Source organism: Actinopolymorpha sp. NPDC004070 (assembly GCF_040610475.1).
Lineage (GTDB): Bacteria > Actinomycetota > Actinomycetes > Propionibacteriales > Actinopolymorphaceae > Actinopolymorpha.
In genome coordinates this window covers 423,023-443,865 of record NZ_JBEXMJ010000002.1, presented here as the reverse complement: position 1 = coordinate 443,865, position 20,843 = coordinate 423,023, and the positions used below count along the sequence as shown (strand labels likewise).

General features: G+C 72.0%; 17 protein-coding genes. 6 read left to right on the top strand and 11 right to left on the bottom strand.

The window, feature by feature from the left end:
• Positions 1–9: 9 nt before the first annotated feature.
• From ABZV93_RS05590 to ABZV93_RS05555, 8 genes are all read right to left on the bottom strand, one after another.
• Positions 10–2,997: an ATP-binding protein gene (locus ABZV93_RS05590; RefSeq protein WP_354930846.1), complete on the bottom strand. Its 2,988-nt coding sequence runs from the start codon at positions 2,995–2,997 to the stop codon at positions 10–12.
• Between the two features lie 11 nt (positions 2,998–3,008).
• Complete coding sequence (locus ABZV93_RS05585) at positions 3,009–3,605, bottom strand: hypothetical protein (protein WP_354930843.1); 597 nt, start codon at positions 3,603–3,605, stop codon at positions 3,009–3,011.
• 54 nt (positions 3,606–3,659) lie between these two features.
• Positions 3,660–3,923, bottom strand: a complete 264-nt coding sequence (locus ABZV93_RS05580; protein ID WP_241827808.1) for a hypothetical protein — start codon at positions 3,921–3,923, stop codon at positions 3,660–3,662.
• 158 nt (positions 3,924–4,081) lie between these two features.
• On the bottom strand, positions 4,082–6,025 hold the full coding sequence (locus ABZV93_RS05575) for a conjugal transfer protein (RefSeq protein WP_354930840.1): 1,944 nt from the start codon (positions 6,023–6,025) through the stop codon (positions 4,082–4,084).
• Between the two features lie 255 nt (positions 6,026–6,280).
• Positions 6,281–7,405, bottom strand: coding sequence for a polysaccharide pyruvyl transferase CsaB (gene csaB / locus ABZV93_RS05570; protein WP_354930837.1), 1,125 nt, complete (start codon positions 7,403–7,405; stop codon positions 6,281–6,283).
• Positions 7,402–9,498 (bottom strand): DUF5693 family protein, encoded by a 2,097-nt coding sequence (locus tag ABZV93_RS05565; RefSeq protein ID WP_354930834.1) that lies wholly within the window; start codon positions 9,496–9,498, stop codon positions 7,402–7,404. Before ABZV93_RS05565 ends, csaB begins: the two co-directional genes overlap by 4 nt.
• Positions 9,499–9,506: 8 nt before the next feature.
• Positions 9,507–11,069, bottom strand: a complete 1,563-nt coding sequence (locus tag ABZV93_RS05560) for a polysaccharide biosynthesis C-terminal domain-containing protein (RefSeq protein ID WP_354930831.1) — start codon at positions 11,067–11,069, stop codon at positions 9,507–9,509.
• A 217-nt stretch (positions 11,070–11,286) separates the two neighbouring features.
• A complete protein-coding gene (locus tag ABZV93_RS05555) occupies positions 11,287–12,195 on the bottom strand; it encodes a DNA-formamidopyrimidine glycosylase family protein (RefSeq protein ID WP_354930828.1) in 909 nt (302 codons plus the stop codon).
• A gap of 135 nt (positions 12,196–12,330) precedes the next feature.
• Between ABZV93_RS05555 and ABZV93_RS05550 the strand changes: the two genes are divergently transcribed.
• A complete protein-coding gene (locus ABZV93_RS05550) occupies positions 12,331–12,801 on the top strand; it encodes a hypothetical protein (RefSeq protein ID WP_354930825.1) in 471 nt (156 codons plus the stop codon).
• Here ABZV93_RS05550 and aat read toward each other — a convergent pair.
• Positions 12,717–13,436 carry a leucyl/phenylalanyl-tRNA--protein transferase gene (gene aat / locus ABZV93_RS05545; protein WP_354930822.1) on the bottom strand — a complete coding sequence of 240 codons (720 nt, stop codon included), beginning with the start codon at positions 13,434–13,436 and terminating at the stop codon, positions 12,717–12,719. The genes ABZV93_RS05550 and aat overlap by 85 nt on opposite strands.
• A gap of 285 nt (positions 13,437–13,721) precedes the next feature.
• Between aat and ABZV93_RS05540 the strand changes: the two genes are divergently transcribed.
• From ABZV93_RS05540 to ABZV93_RS05520, 5 genes are all read left to right on the top strand, one after another.
• Positions 13,722–14,402, top strand: coding sequence for an EcsC family protein (locus tag ABZV93_RS05540; protein WP_354930819.1), 681 nt, complete (start codon positions 13,722–13,724; stop codon positions 14,400–14,402).
• Positions 14,403–14,598: 196 nt separating this feature from the next.
• Positions 14,599–15,876 carry an extracellular solute-binding protein gene (locus ABZV93_RS05535; RefSeq protein ID WP_354930816.1) on the top strand — a complete coding sequence of 426 codons (1,278 nt, stop codon included), beginning with the start codon at positions 14,599–14,601 and terminating at the stop codon, positions 15,874–15,876.
• Position 15,877: 1 nt separating this feature from the next.
• Positions 15,878–16,849: a sugar ABC transporter permease gene (locus ABZV93_RS05530; RefSeq protein WP_354930813.1), complete on the top strand. Its 972-nt coding sequence runs from the start codon at positions 15,878–15,880 to the stop codon at positions 16,847–16,849.
• Positions 16,846–17,682, top strand: coding sequence for a carbohydrate ABC transporter permease (locus tag ABZV93_RS05525; RefSeq protein ID WP_354930810.1), 837 nt, complete (start codon positions 16,846–16,848; stop codon positions 17,680–17,682). The genes ABZV93_RS05530 and ABZV93_RS05525 overlap by 4 nt, the downstream gene beginning before the upstream one ends.
• A 113-nt stretch (positions 17,683–17,795) precedes the next feature.
• Positions 17,796–18,881, top strand: a complete 1,086-nt coding sequence (locus ABZV93_RS05520; protein WP_354930807.1) for a hypothetical protein — start codon at positions 17,796–17,798, stop codon at positions 18,879–18,881.
• Positions 18,882–18,916: 35 nt separating this feature from the next.
• On the opposite strand, the gene ABZV93_RS05515 is transcribed toward ABZV93_RS05520, so the two are convergent.
• Entirely contained in the window at positions 18,917–19,582 is a 666-nt protein-coding gene (locus ABZV93_RS05515) for a response regulator transcription factor (protein WP_354930804.1), read from the bottom strand.
• Positions 19,579–20,808, bottom strand: a complete 1,230-nt coding sequence (locus tag ABZV93_RS05510; RefSeq protein WP_354930801.1) for a histidine kinase — start codon at positions 20,806–20,808, stop codon at positions 19,579–19,581. The genes ABZV93_RS05515 and ABZV93_RS05510 overlap by 4 nt, the downstream gene beginning before the upstream one ends.
• Between the last annotated feature and the right edge of the window lie 35 nt (positions 20,809–20,843).

The following is a 20,843-nucleotide window of genomic DNA, read 5'->3' as shown; positions in this document are numbered from 1 at the left end:
AGTCGAGCCTCAGGAGTCGATCCGGCTGAGGTCGGTGAGGAAGTCCTCCTCCTCGGCCACGTCGTCGTCACGCGGGCCGACCACGAGCCGGGTCGACGCGGCGGCTTCGTCCACCAGCTCCGACGCCTCGTCCACCCAGCGCCACTCGTCCACGTCGGGCGAGGGGTCGATCGCCTTGAACCGCGACTCCAGGTGCGGGTTGGACTGGATTGCCGCGGCGAACTCGAAGAACGCCCGGTCCACCTCGACGCTCGCCAGCTCAGCGTCCACGTCGCGCATCACGCACTCGCCGTCCCGCAGCGACTTCAGCGTCTCGATCATCGACCGCTCCGCCGGCGCTCGGTTCAGCAGCGGAAGCGTCTGCGCCGCGTCGGCGTCGGAGTGGTGCCGGAACGCGAACACGGTGTGGATCTGGTTCGTCCCGGCCGCCTTGGCGTCCAGGTCCTCGGACTCGATCCGGGCCAGGTCGCCCGCCTGCTGGGTGATGAGCACGATCCCGATGTTGAACGCACGACCCTGCTTCAGCACGAAGCTGATCAGGTCGCGGCCCTCCCCGGTGCTCGCCACGCTGTACGCCTCGTCCACGAACAGCAGCTGCGGCCGCCAGCCCTTGACCGGGTGGCGTTCGGTCGTCTCCTCCAGCATCTGGAAACCGAGCCGGGTGACGAGGTAGATGATGCCGCGGGCGATGTTGGCCGAGGAGCTGTTGCCGTGCGCGCGGGGCAGTCCGCGCAGGGTGATGATCGTGCGCCGCTTGCCGCTGTCGTCGACCACTGCGCTGGCCTCGCGGGCGAACGCGACCCGGGCGTAGGGGTTCTTGCGCAGGTCCTCCAGCACGGCCGCCGCGAACCGCAGGTCGCGTACCTCCGTGTCGGCCACGCCCGCGTCCTTGACCCGGTCGAACTCGTCGACGACCAGTTGGAGGACGTTCCACGTGGTCGGCCGGGGCACCGCGCGCTCGACCTCGGACCGGGCGACGCCCGGGTTCGCGGCGCGGTAGGCGGCCACCTCCCGGTCGTACTCGTTGACCGTCCGCGAGAACGCCTCCACGACGTACCCGCTGATCCGGCTCCACGCGACCTCGCCGAGGAAGATCTCCAGCATCGCCTGGGCGTGCATCCGGCCCTCGGTGACCGTCGACGCGGTGAGCAGCGGGTCGAGGTTGCCGGCCCGTCCGCGCAGCGGGTCGATGATCTCGGTCTCCCGCCAGTACTCCTCGTTGATCGGCTGGAACGGGCACCCGGGCCGGCCGAGGCAGCCCTCGCCCGCGTGCCGCATGAACTCCGGGTCGAGCACCTGCGACCCGAACGCCAGGAAGTACGCCATCCGCGCCGCGTCGATCTTCGGGTCGATGAACACGCACCGCACGCCGGCCTCGGACTCGTAGTGGAAGATCTTCAGCGCGAGCGTGGTCTTTCCGCCGCCGGACGCACCGACGAGCACGACACCGGCGCCGTTCTCCCGGGCGATCGCGGAGTGGGCGGAGTAGTGCACGGGGTTGTGGCCGTCGCGGGTACGCCCGACCAGCATCCCCTCCCAGCCCTTGGCGATCCCGTCCCGGCCGACGACCGCGCGGTCGCCGACCTGGGTGGCGGTGGTGAGCAGGGCGACACCGAGCTGGTCCAGCTCCTGCAGCCGCCGGAACGGAGCGATCCGGCCCACCGGCGAGCGGTCGCCGTCGCCGGGCAGCATGTTGTAGAGCAGGCGGTACTGCAGCCGCTTGGGCCGCAGCACCGTCGCGTCCAGCGTCTTGGCGAACAGCCGCTCGATCCGCTTGCGGCGGTTCTCCAGCTCCTCCGGGGTGGCCGCGGCGATGGTGAGCAGCAGCTGGGACTCCATGCCGGGGAACGGCCGGCTGTCCTGCTCGTCGACAAGGTGGTTGGCGCGTTCGACCTGCTCCACCAGCAGGGAGTCGATCCGGGCGCTGGCGCGGTCCATGTCGCGCGCCTCGTCCTCCAGGTTGTCGCGGATCTTCTTGCCGCGTTCGCGGAACTCCTCCGGCGGCAGCAGCACGCCGCGCCAGGACACCACGACCGGGAAGTCCAGCCGCTTGAGGGTCCGGCCCCACGCGCGGTTCTTCGCGAACCGGATGGCGTCCGGCCAGCCGGTCGCGACCAGGGTGGTGAGGTAGGTCTTGCGGTCCTCGCCGGTGTCGTCGTCGATGACGCTCACCTCGAGGCGGCTCTTGTGGTTGGGCGCCCGGAAGTCCGCGGCCAGCTCGAACTCGTGCGCGCCCCACGGGCGGCGGTCGATCACGCCGTCCTCGGGGATCGGCAGGTGCCCGAAGAGACAGGTGCGCACGATGCGTACCAGGTCGCGGCGCATCAGCGGCTGGGTGGCCACCCCGGCGTCGACCGCGACGGCGTACACCTCGTCGGCGCGTTCGTGCCACTCGGCGACGACGTTCGGGTCGAAGTACTCGTCGTGGACGCCGGTGGCCTGGTCGGCGATCGCGGCCACCGCCGCCGAGGCCGAGCCGCGGCCGTCGCCGAGCTGGCCGATCCGCATCAAGAAGACGACGTCGTACTGCGAACCCAGCCGGTCGTTCGAGGTCGCCCGGGCCGCCTCGCGGCGGATCAGCTTGCGGTAGTTGTCGGTGGGCCGCCAGGAGCGTTCGACGAGGTCCAGGGCCCAGCCGGTGAGGTCGGGGCGGCGCGGGACCAGCATCACCTGGAACTGCGGCCGGTGGAACTCACGGCCGAGCTGGTGCATCAGGTTGGGCAGCTTCAGCGCCTCGGGTACGAGCTCGTCGCTGGAGATGTGCTCGTCGGTGGTGGTGTCGACGAAGAAACCCGTCCACACCGAGCGGCCCCAGACGAAGATGACGTCGTCGCCGTAGCGGTAAGGGAGGCGTTCCCGCTCCGCGCGCGGCTCCTTCGGCTTCTTCCGGGCCGCGTCCTCGTCACCGCCGCCGACGTTGAACACGAAGATCGCGACCGCGCCGAGAGCGACGACGCCGAGCGCCAGGAGAGGAAGGAGGTAGTAGAGCGGATTCATCGTCGTGACCCCTACTCACGGACCGGGTCTGCTGCTGGATCTGCCGTCCCGGTTGCCGGGGCGGTTGCCGTCACCGAGCCGGTTGCCGGGTCGTGGATGTAGTACGGGTCGTACGGATCGGCAGGGCACGCCCGCAGCAACCGCTCCGCCCGCTCCTCGCGGGCCCTGGCCAGCGCCTGGTGCCAGCGCGGGTGCAGAGGCCGCCACAGGATCATCCGCCAGTGCACGATCTCCGGCTCGACGTCCTCGGCGAGTCCGTGGATGCGGCGCGGCTGCAGAAAGAGGTAGTCGACCGCGACCAGGATGTTCTGTTCGGTGGTCAGGCCGTTGCGCCACCGCCTCGGCCAGAGTACGTACAGAGTCACCGCGATGGCGAGGCAGCCGAGGATCGTCCAGACGTTCAGCGCCAGCCCGGGCACCACCGGCGCGGCCAGCATCACCCCGCCGAGCAGGCCGAGGAACGCGATGCCGCCCGTCACCAGGGCACGCAGGTCGATGCCGCCGAGGATGGTCAGCGGGACACCCTCGGCGAGGTTCCACAGCTTCTTGCGCCGGCGTTCGAGGTCGGTGTGGTCGTACGCGACGTACTGACCGGGCGGGTCCGCCATCGCTCACCTCCTCCGGGGACGCTCGTCGGGACCTCGTTGGGACTCCTACGCCGACTAGCCGCCGATCTGCCGGCCGATCGCGCTCAGCAGCGAGGCGATCCCGGACGCACCGCCGATCAGGAGCGCGGCGAACGCCACCACGCCCATGTTCTGGATCGCCTCGCGGAAGTTGTCACCCCGCCGGATCGCGAACATGATCTTGAACCCGATGATGATGATGGCCACGGTCAGGGCACCTACCGCCACCCCGGCCAGCAGCCGTTCGATTCGGCCGAAGAGCGCGTCGAGCTGGGAACCCCCCGACGCGAGAATCCACATTCCGGTCACCTCGGCTCACCTCCCTCGTTCCTTGGTGACGTACGTCTGCGACGTCCGTCGTTGTTGACGCGTGGTGGGTCTTTCCTGGCCGGCCCGGGCGGCCGCACGCGGCGCGTGCACTGTAGTGAACTCGCCCCCCGATCGCTGAGCGAACACGTCTATCCCCCCTTGACGTCGGGGATCCCTCCCTGGATGTCGCGCACCGCCCATTCCTGGGTCGGGCTGCTCGCCTGGGTGGTCTTCACCAACTGGAGCCGGTAGGCGCGGGTCTCGGTCGCCTTGGATCCTTCACCCGGTGTACGCCAGACCACCCACACCCAGGCCTGCGTGGTCTGCCGGGTCTTCCATTCGTACGGCGTCGACGGGTCGGCACCCTTCGGCAGGAACACCCTGGCTTCCTGGATGGTCGGAGAAGCCAGGACGCGGTTGAGGCCCGCGGTCGTGCGGGCGGTGGCGTCCGGCGTCACCAACCGCTGCAGCGCCGGCCGGTCGGAGGCACCCCACGCGGTGAAGAACTGCTCGAAGAACTGTCCCTGGGTGAGCGCCTCGCTCAGCCGGGAGTCCGTCGCCGCCGGCGGCTTGACCTCCGGCGCGGCCGCGAGGTTGGGCTGGGGCATCTCGCCGATGTCGCCGACGATGCGCATGCCGTTGGCGTTGGCCAGGTCGGCGACGTAGACGGGGACGGTGACGATGCGGCTGCTGCCGGAGTCGGTCAGCACCCGTACGGTCATCATCCTGGCGTTGCCCTGCAGGCCGGGTACGTCGATGGGCTCGGAGTCACCGGTCCAGGTCGCGTCGGCGACGGACTGGGATCCCTCGCCGTTCCACCCGCAGCGGGGGTCGGTGCCGCCCGAGACGTACCGCGCCAACTGTCGCTCCCGGGCGTCGTTGGCGCCCGGCGTGGGGTCGTGGGTGAAGCAGAGCCGCGCGTAGTCCGCGGCGAATTGGCCGGCCTCCGCGGTGGGAAACGCGGTGAGGCGGTAACGAGCGAGGTCGGCGCTGCTCAACCGGGGGGAGTTGTCCCGTCCGGTGGAGATTCCGAGCGCGAAGGCGGCGTACCCGACGACGCCGAGGGCCAGCAGGCAGGCGGTGACGACGAGCGCGACCCGCAGCCCGGTGTGCGCGGCGCGGCCGCCGGAGAAGCGGCGACCGGGCGCCGGCACGTCGAAGTCGCCGCGGTCTCGCCGGCTCCGCTTGGTGGCTGTCACGGCGGGTGCCGGTGCGACGGGCCGCGCGCGGGGTCGGTCGGTGGCCCGGGTCGTTCCGGTGGTCGTGCCGCCGAGACGGCCGGAGGTGGCCGCGACGTTCGTTCGTGCGACGGGAGTACGGGAGGTGGGTTTGGCCGCCTGGTCGGCCGCCGCCTGGTCGTCGCCCACCTGGACCGGGGCGACTTCGGACTTCGCGGCCGCCTTCCTGGCGGTGGTCCTGCGGGCATTCTTCTGGGCGGCCTTGGCCTGCGCGGCCCGGCTCTTTCGCTCCTGGCGTTCGCGGCGCTTGCGTCGGCGTCTGCTCTCGGACTCAGCAGCCGCGTCGTCGTCGAGTTCGCCGAGGTCGGTGGCGACCCAGGCCGGGTCGTCGACGTCGGGCTCGGGCTGTGACTCCGACCGCGAAGCCGACCGTGACTCCGACGGCGAAGCCGACCGTGACTCGTCCAGCCGGTTGCGGGCCTCCTCGCTCACCCGCCGGCTGGGGGCCGTCGGGGGGGAGTCGTCGGTGACGGCGTGGCCGTTGGTCGACGTGGACGACGTGGACGGCGCGGCCCGGGGAGGCGCGGGAGTCGTCGGCAGGTCCGACCCCGGCTGGGCTCCTCGGGCCGATCGGGACTCCGGATCCGGCCGGAACCCCTGAGCAGGCCGGTCGGCCGGACCGGGCTCGGGTCGCGACGGGGACGCCGGCGTACCACCGGCACGAAGGCTGCCGGCGTCCCGCTCGTCGGCGTCCCGCTCGTCGACATCCGGCTCGACGGCGTCCTCGTGGACGGACTCGTCGTCGACCGACGCCTCGTCGTCGGCCACCTCAGGCGCGTCGGAGACGTCGGTCCCCCGCTGCCAGGAGAACCGCATCCGCGCCAGCGGTGTGGTCGGTTCGTTCGGTTCTGTCATGACCCTACTGTTCTCGGCTACTTGCCCGTAGTAGTCACGATAGGCGTCCGTACCCATCTAATGCGTCCCGGTGGGCACTGCGATGTCCGAACGCGGGTCATCCGTTATCGGGCGTTCGAGCGTTTCTCCACGATGCGGGAGGCGCGCCGACGGCTCAGTACCGAATCCTGCACACCTGCGCACCTTGTGTGCAGGATTGGATACCCGAAATGTGTCCGAACCGGACACCGGTGATGCTCAGGAACCTCGTGGGTGTCAGCGGGCGAGGAGCGAGCGGGCGATCGTGGTCGCCGGACGGGCGGCGTCGACGCGCAGAGCGGAGAGCCGGTCGAGGTAGGACTGGTCCGGCCCCTGGAGCGCCTTGCGGACGGCCACCACCACGTTCTCGCGCAGCTCTGCCTGGTCCGCGGCGCCCCCGGAGGGGATCGGCAGCGTGGCGGCGACGGGCCGGCCCACCCGGTCGGCGAACGCCGCCACCTTCGGGTCGTACGACAGCGCGACGAACGGCCGGCCCGCCCCGGCCGCGGCGATCAGCGCGTGCAGTCGCATACCGAGGACGGCGGTGGCGCCGGCCACCGCGTCCAGCGCGGCCTGGTGTCCGTCGCCACCGGCAGGTTCGACGTCGACCACCGAGGCGCCGGGACCGAGGTCGGCGGCCAGTTCGCGGGCCAGGTCGGCGTCCTGGCCGGCGTGGAACGGCACGAGTACGACGTCCGTCTCGGCCGCGAGCTCGGCCAGCGCCGAACGCACCGCGGGCAGCCAGTGCTCAGAGCCCGCCCACGGCCGGAGCGCGACCGCCAGCCGGGGTCGCTCGCCGCCGAGAGAGGGCGGGTGCTCCGCCGACAGGTCCAGACCGAGAACCGGATCGGGTACGAGGTCGACGTCGCGGACTCCGAGCCGTTCGGCCAGCGCCACCGAGTCGGCGTCCCGCAGCGCGACGTACCGCGACGCCCGTAACGCGGCACCGGTCAGGGCGCGGTTGACGGGGCGCCGCACCGGGCCCAGCCCCTGGGCGTACACGAAGACCGGCGTACCGACCGCCCGCGCGGCCAGCATGGTGCCGGCGTAGAACGCGACCGGCCGGGCGCTGGTGACGTCCTGGAGCAGGCTGCCGCCACCCGCGACCAGCGCGGCGCTGGAACGCAGGGCGGCCAGCACCGCCCGGACGTCCGTACGCGACACGGCGTCCACCCCGTGCGTGCGCCGGGTGTGGTCGGGGTCGCCGGAGATCACCACGAACGCAGGCTCCGCCTGGTCCGCCGAGGCGCCTTCCGGGACCTCCGCCGCGAACGCGGCCCGCAGCGCCGCGATCTCGGCCGCGAGGATCGCCTCGTCCCCCGCGTTGCCGAACCCGAAGTAACCGAGCAGTGCGACTCTCATCCGTCCTCCTGCCTCGTGTGGCCGACGGGTGCGTTCGCCGGCCCCGACCGCCTTCCCCGCCGCGCCCGTGACGCTGCCCTCCGCCTACCCGACCCCGACCTGGTCGGCCGCGCGGTCAGCCAGGCGAGTACCGCCGCCGCGACGGCGCCGAGCACGAGCCCGCAGACACCGGCGTACGCCGTGCGCAGCAGGGCCGCCGCCATCGGTGTGTGGAAGTGCCCGAACGTGTCCACCGTGCTGGCCGTACCGACCGCGGCGACCACTGCCGCCGCCCAGCCGAGGCCGAACCTGCCGCCGCGCGCCGTCAGGAGCAGCGCCACCATCAGCGCGGGCAGTCCGAGGAAGGCCTCCTTGAACCGCGGCCGGATGTACAGGGCCTCGTCCAGGGTGTCGCGGAGCGAGAGTTCGAAGCCGGGCGCGGCGCCGGAGTTGCCCGAACGGACCAGCAGGTAGCCGACCAGGGCGAGCACCACCGCGGTGGCGAGCAGGTGCCGCGGCCGCACCGCCCGGACGAGCCGGACCAGGCGCCCGCCTCGCCGCGGTGCCGGGGCAGTGGGACCGGCGTCGCGCGCGAGGGCCCGGCGCCGGCGGGCCGACAGCAGCGCGTACACCGCGACCAGCACCGGCGGGCCCACCAGCAGCGCCTTCACCCCGACGAACGGCGCCAGCCCGACCATGGAGAGGCTCCGGGCACCGAAGGCGGCGACCACGACTCCGGTGGTCACCGCGACCCACACCCCGAGGACGTACGCGGAGAACGCCCGGCCCCAGCCCCCGCGCCGAGCCCCACCCGGCGGATCGGCCGACCTCATCGCAGCCAGGACGGACAGGACCGCGCCGGCGGATCCGACCACGAACGTCACCAGTTGCCAGGGCAGCAGCCGGTCGGTGACCAGCGCCGCGAGCCCGGCCGCACCGGTCAGCGCGACCCCGGCGCCGGTCACCGTGGCGGCCACCCGCCGCCGCACCATCGCGCCGAGCCACCAGAAGCCGGCCATCGCGAGCAGCACCAGCCCGCCGGCGAGGACCAGCATCCGCGCCCACAGCGGGGGTTCCACGGCGGGCAGCGCCTCGGGCGTCCCGAGACGCAGGCCGACGGGCAGGTCACGGGTGAGCGGCGGGGCGAGGTCGAGGACGGTCCCCAGCGGCAGCCGCGACCGCGGATCGGTGCCCGAGGCGCTCAGGACCACGAACCGCACGCCGCGTTCCTTCTCGGCCCGGTGCGCGCGCACCACCACGGCGTGCCGGTCGTAGCTGCCCTGAACGGGGATGACGTGGGTGCGGATCACCCGGCCCGGCAGCCGGGTCGCGTACGCCACGTCGCCGGCCGGTGAGTACATGTCGGGGAGCGCCAGGTCGAAGTCCCGGGAGCGCAGGAACTCGGTGAACCGGTCCAGGTCGGCGGTGTCGGCGGTGCCGGAGGCGCCGTCGCCGGCGAAGGGCAGCGGGCCGGCCGCGAGAACCGACCGGGCCCCCGCCATCGACGCCGCCTGGTCGAGCTCGGACTCCAGCCAGGCCCGGCCGGACGTCACCCGGGCAGGCAGTGCGAGCACCACGTGGAAGCCGGACTCCCACAGCATCCTCAGCCGGGCCTGGTCGTAGCCGACCGGGAAGTCGTCCAGGTTGTGCGCCCCGGCGACCCGGAGGTAGGGCACCATGCCCGGCGTGCTCGCGGTGCTCAGGCGGGCGCCGAAGCGGGTGGTGAGGGCGTCGACGGCGCGCGCGAACGTCCCGTCCGGGTCGTACGGCCGGCCCCGGATGACGACCGCCTGGCCGGGCCGGTCCAGCGCGGCGGGCACCTCGCCGCGGGCCGCCCTGCGTACGTCGACCGGCGTGAGGTCACCGGTCTCTACGTAGTCGCGCACCGACCGCATGCCGACCACCAGCGACCCGACACCGCTCGCGCGTACCCGCCTCAGCACGTCGGCCGTCCCGGAGGTGCTCCGGCCGTCGGTCCAGTTACCCACGGAGGAGTCGACGACGGCGATGTTCACCGCGTTCGAACGACGCTCGGCCTGCATCCGTGTCCCCAGTACGGGAAGGACGAGCGCGACCGCGAGAAGGCAGCCGAGCGCGACCCGGGCTGGTTTCACGGGGAACCTCATACCGGATCTCGGCTGGCGCCGGACCGGCGTGCCTCCTCGGACACGTCCGCCGGGGGCATCTCGTGCGGTACGGCGTCCGGCGTGGGTCCCGGCGCGGGCCTGGCCGCGTGCCTCGGCGTGTACTCCGGTGCGGCCTCGCGCGTCGGCCCGGCCGCGGACCCGCGGGCCCACGCCGCGCCGGCCTCACCCGGCGAGGCAGCGGAGTCCGGCGAGGGAGCGGCGTCGGACGCGCCACCGGACCGGCGCAGCCGCCCGCGAACCAGTCGCACCACGTCAACCACGTCGGAGGGCCGGGGCACCAGGGGGAGCAGCGGGGCGCCGGTCACCCGGCGGTAGCAGCCGAGCAGGACCGCGGCGGTCCCGGCGTACGCGATCACCGAGGCCAACGCCGCGCCCTCGATCCCGAGCCGCGGGATCAGCACAAGGTCGGCCGCCACCGTGAGGACCGCACCCACGCCCGTGCCCACCGACACCAGACCTGGCCGGCCACGGCCCTTCAGGTCGGCGGCGAGGATCCGGGCCAGCGCGAGCGGCAGCATCGAAGCGAGCAGGAGGAGCAGTGCCGTGGTGCCCCTGCGGTACACCGGACCGAAGAACAGCCCGAGGACCAGCGGCGACACCGCGGCCAGAACGGCGGCAGCGGCCAGCGTGGTCAGCAGGGTGAGCCGCGAGGTGCGTTCGGTGGTGGCCGTGTCGTGCGGATCGGTCTGGGCGGAGACGTGGGGGAAGAGCATCGACGACGCGGCCGTCGACGGCTGGCCGACCACCTCGGCGACCCTGGTGGCCACGAAGTAGACGCCGGCGAGGTCGAGCCGGAGCAGGGCCGGCACCAACAGCAGGTCCAGCCGCAGGTTGAGGAACGTCAGTACGTTGCCGAGCTGTCCGGCCAGGCCGAGCCGCATGGCGTCCCGGGAGAACTCCCGGTCGAACCTCGGCCGGATGGTCCCCGTCGTGCGGCGCAACCCGACCAGGGCGGCGAACGCGGGTACGGCGATGCCGAGCCCGGTCGCGAGGACGTAGCCCTCCGCCGTCCGGCTGAACACCGCGAGGATGAGCACCGTGCATCCGAACGTCGCGGCGCTGCGGGCCACGTCGGCGAGGACGTACGCCCCCCGGCGGTGCAGGCCGAGCAGCAGCGCACCGACCACCTCGTACCCCACCGTCGCCAGCGCGATCACCGCGGCGGCGCCGATCAGCAGCGGGACCTGCCGGCCCACCACGAGCGGACCGACGACGACGCCGGCCGCGGCGGTGAGTACCGCACCGGCCGCGAGCGCCCCGAGGGTCAGCCCGAGAACCGCGCTGACGACGGCCCGCTCCTCACCGGGGCGCCGGCCGAGGAAGTAGACGGCGGAGATGTTCAGGCCGCCGTTGGCGACGATCGCGATCGCCCAGCCGAGAGTGAGGCCGACACCGGAGACGCCGAGCGCGGCCGGGTCGAGCAGTCTGGCCGCGACCACACCGGCCAGGAACTGCGCCACCACCGACGCCAGTCGGGCAGCGGTCAGCGCGACCATGGCCGAACCCAGGTTCCCCCGCTGGGGCGCGGCGTGGCGCACCACTCGTCCTCCGAAGTGTGTGGTGAAGTGAGGCCGCCGGCGTACATCCCCCACGTCGACGACATCGCTGCATCGCTATGTCGACCAGTTGCCTGGCGGCCTCGTCTGCCGCGGGTCACCCTAGGCCGCCCGCGTGTGCGGTGCTTCCCACGGGTCCCGCGCCGGCCACGTCCGTACGGTTTCCCGGACGGCTCGGACACGAGTTGAGACTGGCGTCCTACTTCAGCAGTCGGGAGAGCCGGCGGTCCGCGAGCGGTTTGCCGCCGGTCTGGCAGGTGGGGCAGTACTGCAGGCTGGAGTCGGCGAACGACACCTCGCGCACCGTGTCGCCGCAGACCGGGCACGGCTGTCCGGTGCGGCCGTGCACCGCGAGGTTGGTCTTCTTCTCCGCCTTGAGGTCCTTGGCGGCCAGACCCCGCGCGCGGACCGCGGCGTCGGCGAGCACCGAACGGATCGCGGCGTACAGCGCGGTGGTCTCGGCGGCGGAGAGCCCGTTTGCCGGCTTGAACGGCGAAAGCCGCGCGGCGTGCAGGATCTCGTCGGAGTAGGCGTTGCCGATGCCGGCGATGCGCGCCTGGTCGGTCAGGATGCCCTTCAACTGGGCGCGGCCGGCCGCCTTGAGGACGTCGCCCAGCGCCTGCTCGGTGAACTCGTCGGCCAGTGGGTCCGGGCCCAGCCGGAAGACGCCGGGTACGAGCGCGGGGTCGGTGACGACGTAGGTCGCCAGCCGCTTCTGGGTGCCGGCCTCGGTGAGGTCGAAGCCCACGCCGTCGCCGAGGTGGACGCGCACCGCCAGCGGGCCCTTGCCCGGACGCGGGGGCTTGTCCGCCAGCGAGGTGCTCCAGCGCAGCCAGCCGGCCCGAGCCAGGTGGACGATCAGGTGCAGGTCCTCGGCGGCCCCCGTGTCCCCGCTTCCCTCGGTGGCCCCCTGTGCGCGCATGGTGAGGTCGAGGAACTTGCCGTACCTGCCGACCGCCGCAATCGTCCGTCCGGCGAGGTCGGTGATAGGCGGCTGGAACGTCTTGAGCGCGCTGATCGCCACCGCGTCCACGCGCGTCACCGTCCGGCCGACGGCCTCCTCGCGCAGGAACTCGGCCAGCGCCTCCACCTCGGGCAACTCGGGCATGCTCACATCCTGCCCCGGCGCGCAAGTCCCCGACCAGTTGATCAGTGCCGCGGCGAGGCCCGGGGCGGGGCACCGTGGCCGGCAGCGACCTCGGCCCGGGGTAGGCGACGCGGAAATTCACGGCATGATCGACGCATGTCCGACGTCACGCCGCTGCCGGTTCACGGCGAGGTCTTCCTCGACGTGCGCGGAGACGACCGCACCCTGCGGGTCAACCGGCACCCGCAGATGGGCGCCGACGGGCTGGTCGTCCTGTCGCTGTGGCGGGGCGACACCTGCGTCGGGTCGTTCCGGCTGCGGCCGCGCGACGCGCACCTGCTGTCCGACCTCCTCGCCGGCAGTGCGCAGTCCACTTCACCCGACAGCTACGTCGATCCCTACGAGGGGCCCCACGACGGCCATCCCTACGGCGGCCGCCACCGCTACGCCGACGCCGAAAGCTACGACGGTGACACGGGCGCCGCCGACGACATCACCCAGACGATCGTGCGGGTCGCCGACAACCGCCAGCAGGACCCGTCCTACCTGCCGCGGGCGTTCCCCGCCCATCGAGGCTCCTCGGTCCGGCCGCCGAACGCCGGCGGGCTGGGCAGCCGCAGCGCCTGATCGAGCCGGGCGAGATACTCCGCGCGAGGGATCTCGATCGCGCCCAGCGACGCCAGGTGCGGCGTCCGCCACTGCAGGTCGAGCAGGCGCCGCTCGGCGTCCGGCTCCTTGGCGAGGATGTCGACCAGGCCGACGAGGGCGACCTTCGAGGCGTCCCGGACCCGGTGGAACATCGACTCGCCCGCGAACAACCCGCCGATGACGATGCCGTACAACCCGCCGGCGAGCTGCCCCTCGGGAGTCCACGCCTCGACCGAGTGCGCCCAGCCGAGTTCGTGTAGCCGGACGTACGCCGCGATCACCTCCGGGGTGATCCAGCCGCCCGGACGGCCGGGGTCGGCGCATGCCTCGATGACGTCGGGAAACACCGTGTCGACCCGTACGGTGAACCGCGCGCACGACTGCCGCAGCGACCGCGACACCCGCAGGCCGGTCACAGGGAGGATGCCGCGCTGGGCCGGTGACCACCACGCGGTCGGCGCGGACCGCCGGACCGGCATCGGGAAGATCCCCTTGCGGTACGCCGCGAGAATCGTCGCCGGGTCCAGGTCGGCGCCCTGGCCCACGAGGTCCTCGTCCCCGGCGAGGTCGGGGGTGGGGAACTCCCAGCGGGAAGGCGGCAGGTCGGTGGGCACGCCCCCATCCTGCCCAAGCCGGCGGCTCTCCGCTCGGCCGGACGCCGGACGGCTTGACGCCCGACGCCGGACGGCCGGACGCCGCTCGGCCGGACGCAGGACCCGTCGGCCGGGGACGGAAGGGGGCGAGATCCGACCAGCCGCGCGGAAACCGGCATCACGACGTATCGTTTCGTCAGATCGCTCGTCCAGGACGGAGCCGGCCAGGGGTCCCCCGCTCGAGCTCCCGTCGATCGGATCCGTACAGATCTCCTACAGATCTCTCGTCGAATGGACAGGTGGACCATGGCCGTAGGAAAGATGGTCGCGCGTGGCCTGGGGCCGATGGCCCGCCAGGTGACACCTCGCGCCGCCGCGGGACTGTTCCGCAACGTCCTGGACGCCGCCATCGACGGCCGCGGCCGGTTCCCCGGTGCGCGGGCGGTTGCCGACCGGCACCTGGCCCGCGCCGGGGGCGACCACACCAGGGCCGCCGACGAGGTGGTCGAGCAGCACGTCCGGCTGGCCGGCGCGCAGGGGTTCGTGACCAGCCTCGGCGGGTTCGCGATCCTCCCGCTCGCACTGCCGGCCAACATCACCGGACTCGCCGTACTGCAGGCCAGGATGGTCGCGGCGATCGCCCACCTGCGCGGGTACGACCTCGCCGACCCCCGCATCCGGACGGCGGTCACCGCCTGCCTGCTCGGCGACGACACGGTGACCGAGCTGGTACAGAAGGGCTCGCTGCCGTCGACCCCGCTGGCGATCGCGACCGCTCCGGTGCACGACGTCGAGCTCGACCACCGGGTGGCGACCGAGCTCGGCGCGATCCTCGCCGCCCAGGTCGGCGGCAAGCGGCTGAGCCTCACCGTGGGCCGGCGGATCCCGCTCCTCGGCGGCGGAGTCGGCGCCGTCGTGGACGCCGTGGCGACGTACCGCGTGGGCCGGTACGCGCAGAGTGAGCTTCCTCCTCGACGTTCGGCATAACGTCAAGCGTTCGACATACCGAACGAAGTCCGGAATCGGAAAGCGTCTTCCGCCCGATCACGCAAGGCCATACGCTGCGGAAACGCTTCGACGCAACCCCACCGCGCCGTCGAAGCAGCCGGGCGTGCGCGGCCTCTCCTCGACTCCGCAGGCGCCTGTTCTCTCATCGATGCTCGTCTCACGAAACGAGGTGAACATGGCGCCCAACCGACGCACGTTTCTCGCGGCGGCCTCTGGACTCCTTGGCACCGCACTCCTCGGCACCTCCGGTTGTGGCACCCGGGGTTCCTACCTCACCCCCGAAGGCACCCTGAGCCTTTGGTACTGGAACCGTTCCATCAGCGACACGCTACTGGCGAAGACGCCCAAGGCGACCGGCGTCAAACTGGTTCCACAGAAGATCGGTGGCGACTTCAAGTCGAAGTTCCTCACCAGCCTGGCCGGCAAGGCCTACATCCCCGACATCGTCGGTCTGAACGAGGACGTCGCGACGTACTTCCCCGACGCCGACCAGTTCGTCGACCTGAACGAGATCGGCGCCAAGGACGTCAAGTCGGAGTTCCTCGACTGGAAGTGGGAGCGCGGGGTCACCCCCGACGGCCGGATGGTCGGCTTCCCGATGGACACCGGGCCGACGGCGCTCTTCTACCGGGCCGACCTGTTCGAGAAGGCCGGGCTGCCCAGTGAGCCCGACGAGGTGGCACAGGCGATGTCCACCTGGGAGAAGTACCTCGAGGCCGGCTCGACCCTGGTCAAGAAGCTGCCGAAGACGTACATGATGCCCAACGTCGACATGGTCTTCAACCAGGCGCTGGCCCAGCAGGGCAAGCGCTACATGGACGAGAAGAACCACTTCATCGGCAACGGGCCGCAGGTGCGCCAGCCCTGGGACCTCGCGGTGGACGCGTACCGCCGCCGGATCACCTCCAACACCAACGACTGGACCAGCGACTGGAACGCCGCCATGAGCACCGGCCGGGTGGCGTCGTTCGTCGGCGCGGTCTGGATGGGCCAGGTCCTCACCGACGCGGCCTCCGGCACCTCCGGCAAGTGGCGGGTCTGCCGGGCACCCGGTGGCGCCGGCAACAGCGGCGGCTCGTTCCTCGGCATCCCCAAGTCCTGTCGCAATCCCGAGGCCGCGTTCAAGGTGATCAGGTATCTCCAGTCACCGGAGAACCAGGTGGTGTACGGGCTGAACGAGATGCAGCTCTACCCCTCCGCGATCTCCTCGCTGGAGGACAGGCGGGCACAGGTGAAGGACAAGTTCTACGGCGGGCAGGTCATCAACGAGGTCTTCGCCACCTCCGCGAAGGCCGTCAAGCCGGTCTACCTCAGTCCGTACGACAACGTCATCGGCCCGGCGTTCAGCGACCAGGTCACCAACATCTGGAGCGCCGGCAAGAACCCGGACCGGGCGTGGAAGGACGCGCTCGCCGAAGCCGACCGACAGCTCTCCCACCTGGGGTTGATCTGACATGACCACCACGACGCCGATCGCCGCCCCGGCCCAGGCCCCGGAGGAGCGCCGCACGACCGGTTCCCACGCGGGCCGCTCGAAGTCCGAACTGCTGTCGCTGTACCTCGCGATCTCGCCGTTCTACATCCTGTTCGCGATCTTCGGCTTGTTCCCGATCGGGTTCTCGCTGTACCTGTCGTTCCAGAACTGGAACGGCATCGGGGCGATGAAGTTCGTCGGGCTCGCGCAGTACCAGTTCATGCTGTCGGACCCGATCTTCTGGAAGTCGATCGTCAACACCTTCCAGATCTGGTTCATCTCCACGATCCCGATGCTGTTCTTCGCGCTGGTCATCGCGTTCATGCTGAACCAGCAGATCCGCGGCCGCAGCGCCTACCGCATCGCGTACTTCATCCCCAACGTCACCTCGATCGTGGCGATCGCGATCATCTTCGGCTCGATCTTCAGCAACAACTTCGGCCTGCTGAACGCCGCCCTGGAAGGGCTGCACCTGGACACGGTCGAGTGGCTGAACACGCCGTGGGGCATCAAGGTCGCCATCGCCGCCATGGTGATCTGGCGATGGACCGGCTACAACGCGATCATCTATCTCGCCGGCCTGCAGGCGATCCCGACCGAGTTGTACGAGGCCGCGAAGGTCGACGGCGCGAGCCTGTGGCAGGTGTTCTTCCGCATCACGGTTCCGCTGCTGCGCCCGATCATCCTCTTCACCGTCATCACCTCCACCATCGGCGGCATGCAGTTGTTCACCGAGCCGCAGGTGCTGGTGGGCAACGGCGGCGGGCCGGGGTCGGAGGGCACGACGATGGTGCTCTACCTCTACCAGCAGGCGTTCATCAACAACCAGTTCGGCTACGGCGCCGCGATCGGCTGGGGCCTGTTCGTGATCATGATTCTGTTCTCGCTGATCAACTGGCGGCTGGTGCAGGGCGCCGGTAACCGCGGTTCGCGGAAGGGAGTGCGCGCATGAACGCCGTCGCCGCCCGGCGCGTGTGGTCGGTCGTCACCCACGTGCTGCTCCTTCTCGGCGTCGCCGTCTCGATCTTCCCGTTCTACTGGATGTTCGTGATGGCCAGCCGGACGACGCAGGACATCTTCAAGTTCCCGCCGGAACTGCTGCCGGGCACGCACCTGCTGGAGAACTTCCACAAGGTGTTCGACAGCGTGAACCTGCTCGGCTCCACCGCCAACACGATCTTCGTGGCGGTGGTGACGACGGTGCTGGTGTTGTTCTTCGACTCGATCGCGGCGTTCGCGTTCGCGAAGTTCGACTTCCCGGCCAAGAACCTGCTGTTCGTCGTGCTGCTGGTGACGTTCATGATCCCGTCCCAGCTGTCCACGGTGCCGTCGTTCGTCATCATGGCGAACTTCGGCTGGGTGGGTTCGTTCCAGGCACTGATCGTGCCGGGCGCGGTGAACGCGTTCGGCATCTTCCTGCTCCGGCAGTACGCCCAGGGCGCGGTGAGTGCCGAACTCCTGGACGCCGCCCGGATCGACGGCTGCAACTTCTGGCGGCAGTACTGGCACGTGGCGGTTCCGCTGCTGCGGCCGGCGCTGGCGTTCCTCGGGATCTTCACCTTCATCAACGCCTGGAACGACTACTTCTGGCCGTTGGTGGTGCTGATCGACCCGGGCCGCCAGACGCTGCAGGTGGCGCTGTCGCAGCTGAACGGCCTCTACAACACCGACTACAGCATGGTGATGGCCGGCACGCTGCTCGCGGTGATCCCGCTGATCATCGTGTTCTTCCTCGGCGCCCGGCAGTTCCTCGCCGACCTCGCGGCCGGTGCTGTCAAGCAGTAGTTGACATGTAGGCAACGACGGTCCGTGGAGCGGCCGGCGACAACGACGTCGCCGGCCGCTCCCGTCGTCTCGGCGGGCGCGCGTCAGTCCCTCGTCGCGGCTATCCTCGACCGGTGAAGAGGCGCGGATCGAGCAGGCGGGGTGCGGGCGCCATGCTGCCCCGCGGAGTCCGCGCCCTCCTTCCGGTGCTGGGTGCGAACGGCGGTGTAGGACGTTCGGCGCTGGCCGGGCTGCTCGCCCAGGTGCTCGCGCCGACCACCCGCACGGTGCTGGTCGACACGGTGCCCCGGGGTGCCTCGCCGTGGGCGGACTGGCTCGGCCTCGGCGTCACCGGAGGTGCCGTCCGCGACGTCTCCCGCGACGAGGCGGTGGGCCTGCCCGCAGCGCTGGTTCCCCCAGGCCGTCCCCTCGACCCCGACGCGGTGCGCGACGCCGCGCTGCGCCGGTCCGTTCCGGTGCGCCGGCGCCGCCGGGGCGACGACCTGCCCGACCTCGGTGCGGACGCCGCCGACGGACCGGGGTACGACGTCCTCACCGACGCCCGGCCGTGGACCCGGCCGCCGGTCGCGGTGCCCGAGGACCCGCGGTGGTACGCCCACCTGCTGGAGACCGGCGGCTGGTTCGCCGGAGTGGTGGACACCTCGACACCGGTCGCGCTGGCCCACGTCGCCGCCCGTAACGCCGTTCGGCCCTCGGCGCTGGACGAGTGGTCCCGCCGGCCCGACGCGGTGCCCGTGCTGGTCACCTCGGCGAGCGGCTTCGGCGCGGCCGCCCTGGCCCGGCTGGTGCAGGTCCTCGAACACGACGGCCTGGCCGTCGACCGGATGGTGGCCGCGGTGGTCGACGTCGCCGGCACCGACCCGCCGCGCTGGATGGACGGTGAGCTCGCGCCGGTACGCGACCGGCTCGCCGCCGTCGTCCGCGTCCCGCACGACAAGGCGATCCGGGCGGACGGGCTGGCCCGGCTGGGCGACCTCGCGCCGGGCACCCTCGCGGCGGCCCAGGAGATCGTGACCAGGGCGGCAGAGCTGGTGCGCCCGGTTCCCGCGGCGGAGGCCCCGGGCGGGTTGGGCGGACCGGGCGGGTTGGGTCGTCCGGCCGCGCCGGCTTCTTCGGGGCGACCGCCGGCACCGCCCGTACGCCATCGGGGGCCGGAGAGTCCGGACGCGCAGCAGTCCGGCTGGGTGCCCAGGCGATAGGCGGTTGCGGTTGCGGTTGCGGTCCGGCCGGGGCCTCAGCCCAGCCAGCCGGGCCGCACCAGTCCGGCCTCGTACGCGAACACCACCAGCTGCGCCCGGTCCCGCGCACCCAGCTTGATCATCGCCCGGCTGACGTGCGTCTTCGCGGTGGCCGGGCTGACCACCAGCCGGGCGGCGATCTCGTCGTTGGACAGCCCCTCGGCGACCAGGGCGAGCACCTCGCGTTCGCGTTCGGTCAGCGCGGCCAGGTCGGCGCCGCGTACCGGCTCCTTCGACCGGTTGGCGAACTCCGCGATCAGCCGCCGGGTCACACCGGGCGACAGCAGCGCGTCCCCGGAGGCCACCGCGCGTACGCCGCGCAGCAGCTCCACCGGCTCGGTGTCCTTGACCAGGAAGCCGCTCGCGCCCGTACGCAGCGCCTCGAAGACGTACTCGTCCAGGTCGAACGTGGTGAGGATGACCACGTGCACGCCGGCCAGTTCGGGTTCGGCGACGATCCGGCGGGTCGCCTCCAGCCCGTCCATGTCGGGCATCCGGATGTCCATCAGGACGACGTCCGGGCGCTTCGCCAGCGCGTGCTCCACCGCCTGGGCGCCGTCGGCGGCCTCGGCGACCACCTCGATGTCGGGTTCGGCGGCCAGCAGGGACCGGAAACCGGCGCGCACCAGCGCCTGGTCGTCGGCGAGCAGGACCGAGATCATGGTGCTCCCTCCCGCGGCAACTCCGCGTACACCCGGAAACCTCCGCCCGGCAATGGTCCTACGGTCAGCCGGCCGCCGAGCGCACCGACCCGTTCGCGCATGCCGGGCAGGCCACTGCCGCCGCCGGCACCGTCCGCGTCACCGACACCGGCACCTCCATCGGTACCGCCTTCTCCGCCCCCGGCTGCGGCGGCCGGCGTACCGCACCCGTCGTCGGTCACCTCGACCGCCACGGTCTGCTCGGCGTAGGCGACGCGCACCACGGCCGAGCGGGCGCCGGCGTGCCGGAGGACGTTGGTGAGCGCCTCCTGCACGATCCGGTACGCCGCGGTGTCCACGCTGGACGGCAGCGGCTCCGGCGTACCCTCCACGTTCACCCGGACGTCGAGCCCGGCCGCCCGGGTGCTGGCCGCCAGGTCGCTCAGCCGGCGCAGGCTGGGCGCCGGCCGGCGCGGTCCGGGTTCGTCGACCTGCCGCAGGACACCGAGCACCGAACGCAGCTCGACCAGCGCCTCCTTGCTGGCCTGCTTGATCGCGGTGAGCGCGGTCCGGGCCTGCTCGGGCTGGGCGTCCATCAGGTGCAGCGCCACTCCGGCCTGCACGTTGATCAGCGAGATGTTGTGCGCCACCACGTCGTGCAGTTCGCGGGCGATCCGCAGGCGTTCCTCGCTCACCCGGCCCGCGGCCTCGGCGGCCTTGGCCCGCCGGCTCTCCTCGACACGTTCCTCGCGGATGCGGTTGAGCTCCGAGCCGATCAGCACCGCCAGCAGCCAGCCGGCGACCACGGTCGCCGCGACGAGGCCGGGCCCCTCGCCGGACTCCCAGCGGTAGGCGATGTGGCCGAAGTAGACCGCGCCGGCGGTCAGCCAGGCCGCCAGGCGGTGGCCGTACCTCACCGCCTCGAACAACGCCACGATCGCGGAGAGGAAGAACGGGCCGTACGGGTAGCCGATCAGGATGTAGGCGAACGACACCCCCATCACGAAGTACAGCGCGGCGACCGGCCGTGCCCGGCGGAACACCAGCGCGGCCGGACCGAGGAGCAGCAGCACGACCGCCAGCGCGTCGACCGGCCTGGCGTCCGGCTGGTTGTGCGCGGCGCCGAGGGTTCCGCCCACCTGGAGGAACGCCAGCACGATCGGCAGCTTCACCGGCCACGACCCGACCGCGCGCCAGAACCGCCGACCCGGGTTGCCGGGCGAGGGGGTGGCGGGAGGGGAGGTCACGAGGGAACGCTAGGTCACCGGGGCACCGGTCGGCA

Excerpts from the sequence above, each read along its gene's own strand:
- ABZV93_RS05540 (WP_354930819.1), top strand. The coding sequence starts at position 13,722 with ATGGCCGTAGGAAAGATGGTCGCGCGTGGCCTGGGGCCGATGGCCCGC.
- ABZV93_RS05575 (WP_354930840.1), bottom strand. The coding sequence starts at position 6,025 with ATGACAGAACCGAACGAACCGACCACACCGCTGGCGCGGATGCGGTTC.
- ABZV93_RS05550 (WP_354930825.1), top strand. The coding sequence starts at position 12,331 with ATGTCCGACGTCACGCCGCTGCCGGTTCACGGCGAGGTCTTCCTCGAC.
- ABZV93_RS05585 (WP_354930843.1), bottom strand. The coding sequence starts at position 3,605 with ATGGCGGACCCGCCCGGTCAGTACGTCGCGTACGACCACACCGACCTC.
- ABZV93_RS05590 (WP_354930846.1), bottom strand. The coding sequence starts at position 2,997 with ATGAATCCGCTCTACTACCTCCTTCCTCTCCTGGCGCTCGGCGTCGTC.
- ABZV93_RS05530 (WP_354930813.1), top strand. The coding sequence starts at position 15,878 with ATGACCACCACGACGCCGATCGCCGCCCCGGCCCAGGCCCCGGAGGAG.
- ABZV93_RS05515 (WP_354930804.1), bottom strand. The coding sequence starts at position 19,582 with ATGATCTCGGTCCTGCTCGCCGACGACCAGGCGCTGGTGCGCGCCGGT.
- ABZV93_RS05580 (WP_241827808.1), bottom strand. The coding sequence starts at position 3,923 with ATGTGGATTCTCGCGTCGGGGGGTTCCCAGCTCGACGCGCTCTTCGGC.
- ABZV93_RS05525 (WP_354930810.1), top strand. The coding sequence starts at position 16,846 with ATGAACGCCGTCGCCGCCCGGCGCGTGTGGTCGGTCGTCACCCACGTG.
- ABZV93_RS05555 (WP_354930828.1), bottom strand. The coding sequence starts at position 12,195 with ATGCCCGAGTTGCCCGAGGTGGAGGCGCTGGCCGAGTTCCTGCGCGAG.
- ABZV93_RS05535 (WP_354930816.1), top strand. The coding sequence starts at position 14,599 with ATGGCGCCCAACCGACGCACGTTTCTCGCGGCGGCCTCTGGACTCCTT.
- csaB (WP_354930837.1), bottom strand. The coding sequence starts at position 7,405 with ATGAGAGTCGCACTGCTCGGTTACTTCGGGTTCGGCAACGCGGGGGAC.